This is a genomic window from Streptomyces yunnanensis, assembly GCF_029011865.1.
GTDB classification, from domain to species: Bacteria; Actinomycetota; Actinomycetes; order Streptomycetales; family Streptomycetaceae; genus Streptomyces; species Streptomyces yunnanensis.
In genome coordinates this window covers 9,875,428-9,888,726 of record NZ_CP095749.1, presented here as the reverse complement: position 1 = coordinate 9,888,726, position 13,299 = coordinate 9,875,428, and the positions used below count along the sequence as shown (strand labels likewise).

The window sequence follows — 13,299 nt, the reverse complement described above, 5'->3', positions numbered from 1 at the left end:
TGACGACAGGCAGCAGGCGCGTCCGGGTGTTGCAGTCGGGACAGACTGCTGTCTGCCATCGGTGAACACCACCCCGAGCGGGCGCAACGGGCATTACCGTCCAGACTCATGACAACGATTACGACGCGCACGGTCGAGTATCCGGCCGACGGTTTGACGATGATCGGGCACCTCGCACTCCCGGCCGGTGTCGACCGCCGGCCCGCGGTGCTGCTCGGACCAGAGGGCACGGGGCTCAGCGACGTCGAGCGCCGCCGAGCCGATGCGCTCGCGGAGCTGGGATATGTAGCGATGGCCTTCGACCTTCACGGTGGGCGCTATTTGGGGGACCCCGAGGAGATGCTGGCCCGCTGCATGCCGCTGCTCGCCGACCCCGACCGGATGCGAGGCATCGGCCACGCGGCGCTCGACGTGTTGCGCACCGAACCGCGAACCGACCCCGACCGGATAGCCGCCGTCGGCTACGGCACCGGGGGCGCCATCGCGCTGGAACTCGGGCGCGACGGCGTCAACCTGCGCGCGATCGCGACAGTCAACGGGCTGATCACGGGCCGACCGGGCGAGGCGGCGCGCATCCGCTGCCCGGTGTGGGCCGGGGTCGGGTCGGAAGACCCGATCATGGCGCCCGCCCAACGGGACGCGTTCACCGCAGAGATGCAGGCCGCAGGCGTCGACTGGCGCCTCGTGGTCTACGGAGGAGCCCTGCACGCCTTCCACCATCCACCGGTCGACCACACCGTGCGTCCCGGCGTCGGCTACCACCCACGGCACGCACAGCGAGCCTGGCGTGACGTCGTCGCTCTGCTCGCCGAGTGCCTGCCCGTCACGGATTGATCCGATCAGCTCCCGATACTCACTCCTGCCCGCCGTCGTCGTCTTCGTCCAGCTCTGGGGCATCCGGGTCGCGCAGCGGGCACAGGGCGCCGGCGGCCGGGGTCGAGGCGGTGAAGCTGTAGCGGCCGAGCAGGTTCAGGTTGCGGTGCTTGAACGGGGAGAGCCGGGCGATGTCCTCGTCCCAGATCTCGTGGCCCTCGGCTTTCAGCTGGGCGACGGCGGCGTCGATATAGCGGGTTGTCCAGAGCACGATGGCGTTGAGGACCAGGCCGAGCGCGCCGAGCTGGTCCTCCATGCCGTCGCGGTACGCCTGGTGGATGGTTCCGCGCCTGCCGTGGCACACGTCCCGGGCGAGCTTGTGGCGGGACTCCTGCACGGTGAGTTGCCGGTTCATCTGCCTGCGGTAGGTGTCGTCCACCGGGTCGACCACCCGCAGCAGGCGTTCGGTCTTGGCGATCCGCCCGTACTCCGCGAACGCCGCCCCAAGCGGGGTGGGGCGGCCGTCGCGGCCGAACATGCGCAGCAGGTCGTAGGCGCGGAACTGGTTGGTGACCAGGGAACCGGCGACCTTCAGCATGTCCGGCCAGTGCGTGATCACCTAGTTCAGGTTCACGCGGTTGCGGGCCAGGTCCTCCACCGCGCCGTACGTGCCGGTTTCGACGCCGGGCATCGTGGCCCGCGCGCCTACGGGAAGGACTCGCGTCCTCTCCCAATTCGCGGGGATCTCAGGCGTCAATCCAGTATCGCCTTTGCTCATGCCGTGTGATTACTAGGTCGCGTCTCTCCGATCATGATCGGAGAGGAGGAGTGCGGAGGCGGTGACGGGCTGGACGTATGCGCCAGTCGTAGCGGGTGACCGCTGTCCCACGAGCGCCTACTCAAGTCCTCCGAGGCGGAGGAGATCCTGGAGCTCACCGAGCTTCGCGGACGACAGGGCTCCCACCCGCTCGATCAGGTCTTCCCGGGTGAGGGTGACCAGCCACGTGCAGGGGATCAGGCCTGGACGCGGAAGTGCAACCCGCAACACGCCTTCAAGAGGGGATCCTTCGCAGGCTCCTACTGCCAGCTCAGCGGCCATACCGCTGAGCTCGGTGCCCGCAGGAGCGACGACCTGCATCGCCCGGAACTCGGATGCTTCTTCCCCCGAGAGCAGCACGACCAGGCGCCGCTCGCCGAAATCGGCCCGCCAGACTTCGCCCCGTTGCATAGCTCCTCCTGACATGGAACGGGCGAACACTGCTGTGCACCCCGGTTCGAACACCCATTGTCGCCCCCCCAGAGGCTCCGGCCGATCACGAGCGGAGCCAGATGACGACTGCTGCAGCGGTGACGGGGCCGAGGTAGACGTATCCGCGCTTGTCATACCGGGTGGCCACGGCTCTGAACTGCTTCAGCTTCCCGATGGCCCGCTCCACCGTGTTGCGGTCTTTGTACCGTTCCTTGTCGAAGCCCGGGGGCCGTCCGCCACGTGAACCCCGCCGCAGGCGGGCGGCCTTGTGGTCCTTCTTCTCCGGGATCACCGTGCCGGATGCCGCGCTTACGGAGGTAGGAGCGGATCTTGCGGTTGCTGTACGCCTTATCCGCGCTCACGCTGGCAGGGGTGCGACGCGGACGGCCACGCCCCCTGCGGGGCACGCAGATCTTCTCCATGACCAGTTCGAACTGGGTGCAGTCCGCCCGCTGCCCCGGCGTGATGACCATCGATAGCGGGCGGCACTTCCCCTCCGCCGCTAGGTGAATCTTCGTGGTCAGACCGCCACGGGAGCGGCCGAGGGCCTCGCCTGCCGCACCGCCTCCTCCAGCAGGAGCCGCAGACTCACCGCGGTCGACACCGGAACCGATCTTTCTGGAGCCCCTTTTGAAGAGCTGGGCGGTGCCGGCGGCGCCTGCTTGGGCGCTCCGGCGGCGTGCTGGTGGGCACGCACCGAGGTGGAATCGACATTGATGTCCCAGTCGATGTTCCCCTCGGCGTCAGCAAGGGCCAGGACGTGCTGGAGCAACATCTCCCAAGTGCCGTCGGCCGACCACAGCAAGTGGCGCTTGTGCACGGTTTTCCACGGGCCGAAGCGTTCAGGCAGCTCACGCCACTGCACCCCGGTGCTGAGCCGGTGAATGGTCCCGTTGACCACCTGGCGGTGGTCCCGCCAGCGGCCACACCGGTTGTTACTCACCGGCAACAGCGGCTCCAGCACGGCCCACTCGTCGTCGGTCAGATCCCCCCTGCTGAGCATGACCAGAACAACGAGCTACCTGATCGAAGAGACACGCCCTAGCGTTCAAGGGCAAGTTCGACAGCCTGCGGAGCAACTTCCAGAGCGCGTTCTAAAATGCCCGACTCTGCCCGAGGAGGGTTGCGGCGCATAGCCGCGAGAGCGAAGAGCGACGCGGGGATGGGGACGCTGGAGTTCACCATCCTCGCGCCGATCGTCATGCTCGTGCTGTGCACCGGCCTGCAACTGGGCATGTGGTACCTCGCGCAGGAAGCCGCCCTGACCGCTGCCCGCAAGGCCGCCACCGCCGGCGCCGCCTACAAAGCCACCCCCGCCGACGGCACCACCCGCGCCCGCGCCTGGCTCTCCCATATCCACGTCCTGCAGGACGCCGGAATTTCCACCAGCGGCACCACCACAGACCGAGTGAGAGTCACGGTCACCGGCAGCAGCCTGTCGCTGGTGCCCGGGTGGCGGCCACAGGTGACCAAGAGTGCCGAAGTGCCAGTAGAGCGTTGGAGCGTAGGCGGATGACTCAGGAACCCAAGCGTTGGCGGGTGCGGGGCGGGTGGCGGCAGGATCGCGGCACCTACACCCTGGAGACCGTCATCTGCGTGGCGGTGCTGATCCCGTTTCTGGGGCTGCTGGCTGCCTACGGCCTGGCCGGCATCTTCGATAACTCTGTGGAAGGCGCCGCCAACTCCGCAGCCCGCGCAGCCTCTCAGGCGGCGGATGCCGATATCGCTCAGGCCCGCGGTCAAGCCGCCGCCGAGGCCGCGCTGCGGCAGCAAGACCGCAACTGCACCAGCCGCTCCATCCGCATCGACACCAGTGACTTCGCCGCGCCTGCGGGCCAGGCCGCGAGTGTGACCGCGACCGTCACCTGCACCATCCCTCTCTCACAGCTGACCGTGCCGGGCCTGCCCGGATCCAAGACGCTCACGGCCACAGCCATCAGCGTTGTCGACCAGTACGCCGACAAGGCTCTTGGGTTCGGGAATTCTGAAGGGTCGTGGAGTGCGAACCGAAGTGTGGGTGCTGGGCTATGAGCACGCACGGATGCTTGGGTTCACCCCTCGTCGACGAATCCGGGGTGGTCGACAACGTTCGTGTAGCGGAGACTGGCGTTGATCGAGAGGCCGAACATGTCCTGCAGGCGCCGTGCGTCTCCGCGAGTGGCCAGGGCCTCGGCGAGGATCCGGTCTTCGCGGATCGATCGGCAGCTGACGTCGGGGCCAAGGAGCAACTTGATCCAGCGCTTGCCGACGCTGCGCAGTTCCATGGCACTGCGGCGGTTGATGAACAGGTGAGGGTTGGCGGTGTTCGGCCAGGTGGTGTTGCGGTAGTTGAGGTAGGCCGCGACGCGTTCGCGGACCGGGACAGCCAGCGGGATCTTACGTCCATCGATGTGCAGCCAACCGGCGCTTATGTCGACGAGTTTGAGGTCCCGCACCTGGCCGGTGTGCAGTCCGTGGAAGGCAACGATGGCGGCGACTGCGGCGCGGGCGGGGTTGGAGGGATCGAGCAGGGCGTTGATGGCAGCGGTTTTGACTGGCAGTGGTTCGCGCGTCGGGTGGTAGCCCAGGCGCATCCGGTAGGTGGGATCGGCGAACAGAACGTGGTCCTGCTTGAGGAGTTGGAACATCGAGCGCAGGCCTTGCCCGGTGCGGGAGGGGTGATCGCTGTCTGCCAGGGCCGTGGCGACGTGTTCGCGGGTGATCGTTCGCAGGGTGGTGTGGCCGTCGGCGGCCCAGGCTGCGAGGACTGGCAGTGCCCAGGAGAAATGCAGACGGATCGTGCCAGCGTTTCGGGGTCGTCTTCTGGGCGGCTTGCTCCGGCCGGTGACCATGACCTGGTACCAGATGCGCACTTCACTGGTCATCTGTTCGGGCAGGCCGGCCAGACGTTCCTCGATCCAGCGGTCCAGGGCTCTCTCGCGGTCGTCTATGAGGAGACCTGCCTCGTCAAGGACGGCGGCGACGTGCTTGGACGTCAGGTTGATCTCGGTGAGGAAATCCAGGCTGGTCAGGGGGATCGGGGCGCCGGGGGTGTCCTGCAGGCCCAGCGCGATCCGCAGGCCAGCGCGGCAGCGCATCCTGACCGGTGCACTCCAGCCGAGTCTGGCGGAGCGCTGGTCGGCAAGCTTCCACAGCCTGAGCAGCAGCGCGGTGTCCGTCGGCCATGGGAAGTCCCGTTGCCGAAGTTTGGTGTGGTCCCGCTGAGCTGCGAACAGTGTGGTCTGTTCGTAGCGAGAGGCGGTGATGTAGTCGCGGTCGGTGAGCGGCAAGGGCTGTTCGAACAGCGTCTTTTGCTGCTTCGTCATGTTCGTAGGGACCTGCGAGGGACCGTTGCGAGCCCGTTGCTCGGCGCGCCGAGCCGTGCGCGAGGACCCCTTTTGCCAGGTAAGTCCGGCGAAGAACAACTGCTGACCTTGCCGGTTGGCCTCCACCGGGTCGAAGCGGCCCAGGACATGGATCATGTTCCGGGCGTGGGCGAAACACAGTCGGCAGATGCCTATCTCCTGGTGCAGATGGGCGATGGTCCCGCAGGTCGGGCAGGGCGCCTGGGTGGGGTTCGCCTGGCGCCAGCTGTGGCAGGCCTGGCACAGCCATTTCCACTTACGGGTGGTGCCCCAGGCCAGACAGTGCGGGCAGGATTCCACCGCTGGCGTCCCGTAGAGGTGGCAGCGCCTGCACTTACCGGTGTTGTAGTAGTCCATCGATCCGCAGAGCAGGCACGGAGGCGGGGTCACCGGCCCGCCGGGCCAGCAGCCAAAGCAGTACCCGGTGTTCAAGATCGCCTCCGGGAGGGCCCGGCAGACCTTGCACAGACTGGCGACGGGCCTGCTCACAACGGAGGCCTTGTCCGGGGACGGCCTGAGGCCGGCACGATGGGTGCCGGGCTATCCGAGGTCTCGCCCGCAGCCCGGGGTGACGGCTGTTCGTCGCGGGCTGCGGCCGCAGTCCCGGTCGGCACCAGCAGATCGCACGGGGTGCAGTCCAAGACGGAGCACAGCACCTCGAGGTCGTCCAGTCGGATCGTGGTCGGAGTCCGAGACCACAGCATCGACATTTTTCCCGCGCTGATCTCCAGGCCGGCCTCGGCCAGCCGACGGCGCATCTGGGTCGCCTGCCAGATCCCGGCCTCCGCCGCCTTCATGCGCAAGTTCCACCGCATCGTGGGCTCCTTCGGCTCACACCTGCAACCGCAGCGCGGTCCGGTCGTTGGCCTGTATCCACTCGTTCTCAATGTGTTGATTCGGCACATGGATGTAATGCGAGGTCGTCGACAGCCAGTTGTGACCGAGCAGGTCCTGGATCGCCTTGAGGTCCATTCCCCGCTCGTACAGCGCCGAGGCACAGTAGTGTCGCAGCCCGTGCGGGGTCAGCAACCCGCCCCACTCGGGCAACCACCGTTGCACCGCCCCGGCCAGCCCCGAGCGCAGTGCGTCTGTGCCAATCCGGCAGCAGGAGCCGGTGAGCTCGTCGCGTCGCTCGCTGGGCAACAGCGGGGCGTCCGGATTCGTCCAATCGTCAGCAAACTGGTGGCGAACGTCAGTGAGCCACCAACTCATCAACGCGTCGATGCCGTCGATGGCAGGGATCAGACGGGTCTTCGGACCGCGGCCGCGGCTGCCCTTGGCGAACCGGATGTGCAGCTTGCCCCAATGCCCCAGATCGGGCCGCCAGTCGCGGATGTCCAGCATCGCCGACTCGCGGATCCTCAGCCCTCCGCGTCGCCACAGCGACGCCGCCATGTAGTCCCGCGCCGCCGGAAGGTACTTGCGCGCGCTGGGCAGCGCAGCAGCCCACTGGGTGAACAGCGCCTCCACTTCCTCCCGGCTGGGCGGTACACGAACGCGCGACAGGTTGGCTCTGGCCGGCCGGTTGAACTCATCGATCGGTTGCGTCATGACGCAGCCCGTCAGCGCGTGGATATCGCCCTGGTAGCGGCTGATCGCGAAGTCGTAGAAGCGGACGATTGCTCCGGCGTAGGCCTGGACGGTCGAGGGTCTCAAGCCCCGCTCCCGGCGCAGAAACACCAGATAGCGGTCCGCTTCCTCGACGCCGAGGGTCCACAGGCGGCGCTCACAGAACCGAACGAAGTCCACGACGGCGCGGCAACTGAAGTCCACCGTGCTGTCCACCGCGCCGGTCGCTGCAAGCGCCAACGCGTACTGGTCGACGATCTCTTGCTCGAAGTCCTCGGCGTCAACGTCCGACTGCATGGCGCGGGGTGCGGCGAGGTTCCGCACCACGGCCAGAGTCATGACTGCGCCAGTTCACCCGGAGAGCTCATGTTTCAGGATTATCGAAAGACTTCCATGATTCTTAGAGATTCGTCACGTACTTCACTCCATCCGGTGAACGCCCTGACCAGGCAGTGGACATGACCAGCAGCAGAAGTCACTGGCGAACGCACGCCTTTTCCGACACGGAGGTAGGCACGATGCGGCACTTCGTCCCCGGGCGGCTCCGCCGTACGCTGCGCCTCCGCCTCCCCAGCGGCGTGGACGGTGAGCGTGGGTCGTCGACGTTGTTCTGGGTCGTGGCCGCCGGCGTTTTCCTCGCCCTCCTCGCCCTCGTCGTCGACGCGGGCGGGCAGCTGAAAGCGTCCGCGCACGCGGACGACGTCGCCAATGCCGCAGCGCGGGCCGGCGGGCAGCAGATCGACGCTGGCAAGGCCATCCCCGGCGGCACCGTCGTGGTGGATCCTGACGCCGCCACCTCCGCCGCCCGCAGCTTCCTGCGGCAGGCCGGCGTCGAGGGAAGCGTCACGGTCGAGGACGGGGGACGGCGTCTTGCGGTGACCGTCCTGACACGTATCACTGCCTTCTGCTGGCCAGCGTCGGGCGCCCCACCCTGCCCGTCACCGGACACGGCACCGCCCAGCTCGTCCACCAGGTCGGAGACTAACCATGCCCCACCCGTTGTCGCCGCGCCGTCCGTGGCCGCTGACCGCTGCCCGCTTCACCGGGAGCCTGCTCGCCCTGCTCGCCCTCGTGGCGGGCATCCCGCTGGTCCTGGTGCAGGTGGGCACCCTGCCGGCCGGCCTTCCGACGCTGGACGGCCTCGGGCAAGGACTCCTCGCGCCGGATGACGGCGGAGAAGTGCTCTTCACCGTCATCACCCTCATCTGCTGGGCACTGTGGGGCTGGTTTGTCCTCTCCCTCCTGGTAGAGGCGGGAGCGCTGCTGCGTCGGCGGCCGGCGGCGCGGATCCGAGGGCTGGCCGCGCCGCAGCGCCTGGCCGCGGTCCTGCTGGGCGGACTGCTCTTCCTGCCGCCGGCGACCGCGCTGGCCGCACCCGCCACCGCCACGGCCGCACCCGTCGCGACCGCCACCCACACCCCCGCACCGCAGGCGACTGCCGCTGTTCCCCAGCAGCAGGCCGCGCCAACGCACGACGGGCCCACCCACGTGGTGGGGGCGACCGGTGAGACGGTCGGGGACCTGGCCGAGCACTACCTGGGCAACGGCCGCCGCCACAGCGAACTTCGCGCGCTGAACCCGCACTTGCCCGACACCGCGACGCTGCCAGCCGACACCGTCGTCCGCCTCCCTGCCGACGCCCATACCGGCCCGTCCCCGCAGGATGCCACGACCCGCGTCGTCGACGCCGGTGCCGGCACCGGCAAGAAGCAGGCGCAGCACGAGACGTACACCGTGGCTTCCGGGGACTCGCTGTACGAGATCGCGGACAAGAAACTCGGCGGCGGTGACCGGTGGACCGACCTCTACAAGGCCAATCGCCAGGAGATCCAGGACCCGGACCTGATCTATCCCGGACAGCAACTCGACCTCCCCACCCAGCACGCCGCTCCCACCCCCACGCCGCCCAAGGAGCACACCGGAAGCGGACACCGAGATGGCCACCAGGGCAACGGCGAAGTGCACAACCACGTCCGTGGTGCCACAACCACGCCTGCTTCCCCGCATCGGCAAGCTGGCGACGAGGGTGCTGGCGCCGGTGCGCAGTCCGATGGCCGCGCCTCCGAGAAGGGCACACCAGCACCGCAGCCCGCCACGTCCGCGTCCACCGGCCCGCACAGCGATGCTGAGGTCCCCTCCCCTGCTGTCTCGACGCCGAGCACGGCATCTCGGCTGGACGGCGACAGCCGTGTCACTCCGGCGGCCGCGGCCGCGATCGGTGGCGGCGTCCTGGCCGCAGCTCTCCTGTCCACCCTCGCCACCCGCCGCATCCTCCAGCAGCGCCGCCGCCACCGCGGCCGCCGCATCGCCCTGCCTGAAGACGGGGCCGCAGCCGCCGAGCAGAACCTGCGCACTGCTGAGACGGCCCTGGACACCACCATGCTCGACGGTGCCCTGCGTACCGCCGCAGTCCATCTCACCGCCGCCGACCGGGAGCTGCCGCCGCTGTCCGCCGTGGTGATCGGCCCCCGCGAAATCGTGCTGCACCTGACCGAACCGGCCGCCCCCGTGCCGCCCTTCACCGCAGCCCCCGAAGCGCTGCAGCGGTGGACCTGCCCGACTCGCGGGGGCGCACTTCTGCCCCAGGAGCAGACTGACGACGTCGAATCCCCCTTCCCGACGCTGGCTTCCCTCGGGTGGGACGAGCAGGGGCACCTGATCCTGCTCGATCTGGAGACCGCCGGTCACCTGCACCTGACCGGGCCCGACCGGCACAGGGTGCTGCGCACGCTGGCCCTGGAGTTGGCGGCCAGCGAGTTCGCCGACCACCTCACCCTCTCCACCATCGGCCAGTCGGCGCCCGGCCTGCCCGAGGAGTTGCCTGAGCGGGTCATCGAGCATGCGGACATCTCCGACGCGCTGGTCACTATCCGGGCGCATCACACCGAACAGCAGCGTGCCCTGGCCATCCTTGGGGCACCTGGCCTGCGTCACGCACGGACCGGGGAGGAGACCGCCGCTGCGTGGAGCCCGCACCTCTTGCTCGCCGATGCCGATGACGTTGCGGGCGCGGAACTTGACGAGCTGCGGCAGGTCGTTGCCGACTATCCGCGGTCGGCGACCGCGCTGGTGACCACCCGCATCGGTGCTGGCGCCCTGCCTGGAGCCCAGGTGGTGGATGCTGATACGGCGGCCGGGCCGATCACGCTGCGGTTGCCGGGCACCGAGGTAGAGGTCTCGTGCAACGTCCAAGCCCTGAGCGATGAGGATTACGCCTACGCCTTGGAGGTTCTGGCGACTACCCGCAATGACGATGTCCCTGCCCCACAGCCCGTCGCCACTCCCCCCAAGGCCGTCCCAGACCTGCCGCGGTTCACGGCACAGGCGGATAATCCCGCAACCGCGCCCGTCGCTCCCCCCGCGGCGGCACCGACCAGCTCCCCTGCCCGGGTGCCGAGCCTGATGGCCCAGTTCGCCGTCTACGAAGACGAACCGGCCAGTGAGGAGGCGGATGGAGCTGGAGGCGACACCGGGAGCGAGCGTGAGAACGGCTTGTTCGACACCGGCGAGGTGGACGAGTCCACGCCGTCCGGCTCTTCCACGGCTGCGGCACGGCACCACAGCCCGGCCGTACACGCACATGTCGCGCTGACGAAGGAGACGCCGGAGCCCGAGGTTGCGGTGGACGACACCGCGGGCGACGGCCCCGTGGTGCGGATGCTGGGGCCCGTGGACATCGTGGGTGCCCGGGGCAGCATCGAGTCCAAGCGCCAGCGGACCTGCATCGAGCTGGCCGCCTGGCTGGTGCTGCACCCGAACCTGGATCACCATGCGGTGGACGAAGCGATGTGGCCCGGCCGGGAGACTGCCCGCAAGTACCGCAACGCCACCGTGAGCCGCCTGCGGACCTGGCTGGGCACCGATGAAGACGGCAACCCCTTCTTCCCGCCCATCGCCACCACCAGCGACGCCCGCTACGCCCTGGCCCCGACGGTCGACTCCGACTGGCACCACTTCCAGCGCCTGACCGCAGCAGCCGTCAAGAGCCCCGGCCCTCAGGCCGCAGCCCGGCTGCGCGCCGCGCTCGAACTCGTGCGGGGCCGGCCGTTCTCCGGCGTCAACAGCCGGCGCTACGCCTGGGCCGAGCACCAGGCCCAGGACATGATTTCCGCGATCGTGGACGCCGCAGCGGACCTGGCCGAGCACTGCCTGGCGCAGGGCGATCCGCGCGGCGCGCTATGGGCGGCCGCCAAGGGGCTGGACGCGGCACCCGAGATGGAGAACCTCTACCGCGTTCTGTTCCGCACCTACGCCGCCCTCGGCGACTACGACGCGCTGGAGCGGGCCGCGGAGAAACTCGACACCCTGAACATGGAATTGGGCGTCGACATGGAGGAGTCCACCGCCGAAATCCTGGCCCAGCTCAGCAAGTCCGCCTGACCGACCCGGGCGCCGCCCACCGGGGGCGCAGCATGAGAGGGACGCCGCATGCTCAACCAGCTGCTGGCCGCACTTGTGGGCCTTGTGGCCGGAGTTGGACTGCGCCCGGTCGTTGTCGCTCTCGCCGTCCCGGCCGGGCAGCCCGCCGGCGTCACTTGCCCGGCCTGCTCACCGCGGCCGGTGCCGGCGTGGGGCCCGCACGCGCTGCGGCTGCTGCCTCCCGGCGGCCACTGCCCCAACTGCCGTGCCCGGCTGTGTGCGCCCTGGCTGCCGGAGCTCACCACCGCCGCCGCGTTCGCTGTGGTCGCGGCCGGTGGCGCCGCCGGTTGGTACGCCGCTGCCCAGTACTGGATCGCGCTTCTCGGCGCCGGCCTTCTGCTGATCGACAGCGCGGTGCAACGACTGCCGAACCTTCTGACGCTGGCTGCCGCCGTCGGCACGCTGGTGTTGCTCACCGTCGCATCCGCTCACCAGGAGGCCGGGAGCCTTCTGCGCGCCGTGACCGTCGCGGCTGCGGCTGGAGGGTTGTTCACCGTGCTCGCGCTGTGCGGGATGGGGCTGGGCGACGCGAAGCTGGCGCTCTCTCTCGGTGCGATGCTCGGGTGGCGCAGCCGGCAGGCCGCAGTCCTCGCGCTCCTCTTGACTTATCTCCTGGGCGCCACGATGGCGGTTGTGCTCCTGCTCACCCGGCGCGGACACCGCAAGAGCACACTGGCCTTCGGGCCGTTTTTGATCATCGGCACTCTGGGCGCAGCTCTGATCACGAGTAGTTGAGCTGTCCTCAGGGCTGGCCACGCCATCTGCGGGCCGCCTCTTGTTCTGTCGCCCGTTCCGTGAACTGCTCCCGCTGGCCGCGCTCCGCTCGTTCCCAGGGACGCCGCCCGATTACGCACGTGCTTACCCCGCAGCGGATACCCGCAGCTCCACGCGGTTGGGCAGGCGCGCCTGCGCCATGACCGATGACCATCGGGTACATCGGCCACGCTCAGCCGTGGCCGATGGCCGACTCCGGGATTCCGGCCATCGGCCACGGGGCAGCCGGCCGGTGGCAGGGCGTGGCCGATCGGACGCGTGTCGTGGCCGGTTGATAGGGATCTCCGAAAATGGGTGTGGGCATCCCCGGAGATGCAGGGGCGGCACACGAGCCGGCCGGAGGCGTGACGCGACTCGGGGCCGTGCTCGGCGCAGATGCACGTCCTGCGGGTGTGGTGACCGCGACGCAGATTCTCGGCGCACGAACTGGTCCGAGGCGCACGACGTTGACCGCAGGTGCCGAACGGACCCCGCAACAGCTCGGCCTGCCCGTTGGCACCTGGCCGTAGTGCTTGGAGCACCCGAAGAGCGCGGCGCCCACCCCGCATCCAGTGACCTGGACGGTCACGCACTCCGAGTGGAGTCCTGACTTCCTTCAGTGACGTCGCCAATTGATGAGCGGCGCCCCGGGCCGCCAGGGCTGACCCGGTCCCCGGCCGGGATCGGCACGCGCAGCAACTTCGTGAGTCGGGGACCTCGGGGTCGGTCACCACGTGCGTCTTCAGTGCCTGCGCGGGTTCGTGCCGACCGCACACCGGATGGAGGGTGCTGCACCGTTCGGGTGACGGTGTTGTCGGGGAAGGGATTGCGGTGGCGGGGTGGGTGGGCGCGGGGTGCAATGGCTGTGTCCGAAGCCATTCCTAACCCGAGGAGGAGTCATGTCCCCTGCGGTGGTGGAGTTCATGGAAGACCTCGCGACGGACGTTGCCAAGCAGCACGCGTTCAGCGAGGCGCCGGCACAGTACCTGGCCGCGTCTCGGCTGTCGGAGCAGGAGCGGCAGGCGGTGCTGTCAGGTGATGCGGAGCAGGTGCGGTCGATGATGGCCGACCACACCTCGGTGAAGGAGCAGCCCGACGCCCACATCATCATCATCTACGCGCCGGACGAGGAGAACTGAGCGACGGCACGCG

Annotated in this window: 10 protein-coding genes and 2 pseudogenes; 6 read left to right on the top strand and 6 right to left on the bottom strand. The window is 69.0% G+C overall.

Annotated elements, in window-relative coordinates; genetic code table 11:
- Positions 1-108 precede the first annotated feature (108 nt).
- Positions 109-834 (top strand): dienelactone hydrolase family protein, encoded by a 726-nt coding sequence (locus tag MOV08_RS43240; RefSeq protein ID WP_275311613.1) that lies wholly within the window; start codon positions 109-111, stop codon positions 832-834.
- Between the two features lie 19 nt (positions 835-853).
- Here the strand turns inward: MOV08_RS43240 and MOV08_RS43235 are convergent.
- The 3 genes and pseudogenes from MOV08_RS43235 to MOV08_RS43225 form a co-directional block, all read right to left on the bottom strand.
- Positions 854-1,513, bottom strand: a pseudogene (locus MOV08_RS43235) (Tn3 family transposase); the annotation flags it as partial.
- A 195-nt stretch (positions 1,514-1,708) separates the two neighbouring features.
- Positions 1,709-2,041, bottom strand: a complete 333-nt coding sequence (locus MOV08_RS43230) for a type II toxin-antitoxin system PemK/MazF family toxin (protein WP_275311612.1) — start codon at positions 2,039-2,041, stop codon at positions 1,709-1,711.
- An 85-nt stretch (positions 2,042-2,126) separates the two neighbouring features.
- Positions 2,127-3,065: pseudogene (locus MOV08_RS43225) on the bottom strand (IS5 family transposase).
- Positions 3,066-3,224: 159 nt separating this feature from the next.
- Between MOV08_RS43225 and MOV08_RS43220 the strand changes: the two are divergent.
- Positions 3,225-3,578 (top strand): TadE family protein, encoded by a 354-nt coding sequence (locus MOV08_RS43220; protein WP_275311611.1) that lies wholly within the window; start codon positions 3,225-3,227, stop codon positions 3,576-3,578.
- A complete protein-coding gene (locus tag MOV08_RS43215; protein WP_275311610.1) occupies positions 3,575-4,093 on the top strand; it encodes a hypothetical protein in 519 nt (172 codons plus the stop codon). Before MOV08_RS43220 ends, MOV08_RS43215 begins: the two co-directional genes overlap by 4 nt.
- A 20-nt stretch (positions 4,094-4,113) precedes the next feature.
- Here MOV08_RS43215 and MOV08_RS43210 read toward each other — a convergent pair whose 3' ends face one another.
- The 3 genes from MOV08_RS43210 to MOV08_RS43200 all read right to left on the bottom strand — a co-directional run bounded on the left by MOV08_RS43210 (position 4,114) and on the right by MOV08_RS43200 (position 7,314).
- Positions 4,114-5,763: a hypothetical protein gene (locus MOV08_RS43210; RefSeq protein ID WP_275311609.1), complete on the bottom strand. Its 1,650-nt coding sequence runs from the start codon at positions 5,761-5,763 to the stop codon at positions 4,114-4,116.
- Positions 5,764-5,891: 128 nt separating this feature from the next.
- Positions 5,892-6,203: a helix-turn-helix domain-containing protein gene (locus MOV08_RS43205; protein WP_338057438.1), complete on the bottom strand. Its 312-nt coding sequence runs from the start codon at positions 6,201-6,203 to the stop codon at positions 5,892-5,894.
- Between the two features lie 34 nt (positions 6,204-6,237).
- Entirely contained in the window at positions 6,238-7,314 is a 1,077-nt protein-coding gene (locus MOV08_RS43200; RefSeq protein WP_275311607.1) for a tyrosine-type recombinase/integrase, read from the bottom strand.
- A 648-nt stretch (positions 7,315-7,962) separates the two neighbouring features.
- Between MOV08_RS43200 and MOV08_RS43195 the strand changes: the two genes are divergently transcribed.
- The 3 genes from MOV08_RS43195 (at position 7,963) to MOV08_RS43185 (ending at position 13,286) form a co-directional block, all read left to right on the top strand.
- Complete coding sequence (locus MOV08_RS43195; RefSeq protein WP_275311606.1) at positions 7,963-11,355, top strand: LysM peptidoglycan-binding domain-containing protein; 3,393 nt, start codon at positions 7,963-7,965, stop codon at positions 11,353-11,355.
- Positions 11,356-11,403: 48 nt separating this feature from the next.
- Positions 11,404-12,129: a prepilin peptidase gene (locus MOV08_RS43190; protein WP_275311605.1), complete on the top strand. Its 726-nt coding sequence runs from the start codon at positions 11,404-11,406 to the stop codon at positions 12,127-12,129.
- A 917-nt stretch (positions 12,130-13,046) separates the two neighbouring features.
- Positions 13,047-13,286: a hypothetical protein gene (locus MOV08_RS43185; protein ID WP_275311604.1), complete on the top strand. Its 240-nt coding sequence runs from the start codon at positions 13,047-13,049 to the stop codon at positions 13,284-13,286.
- Positions 13,287-13,299 lie beyond the last annotated feature (13 nt).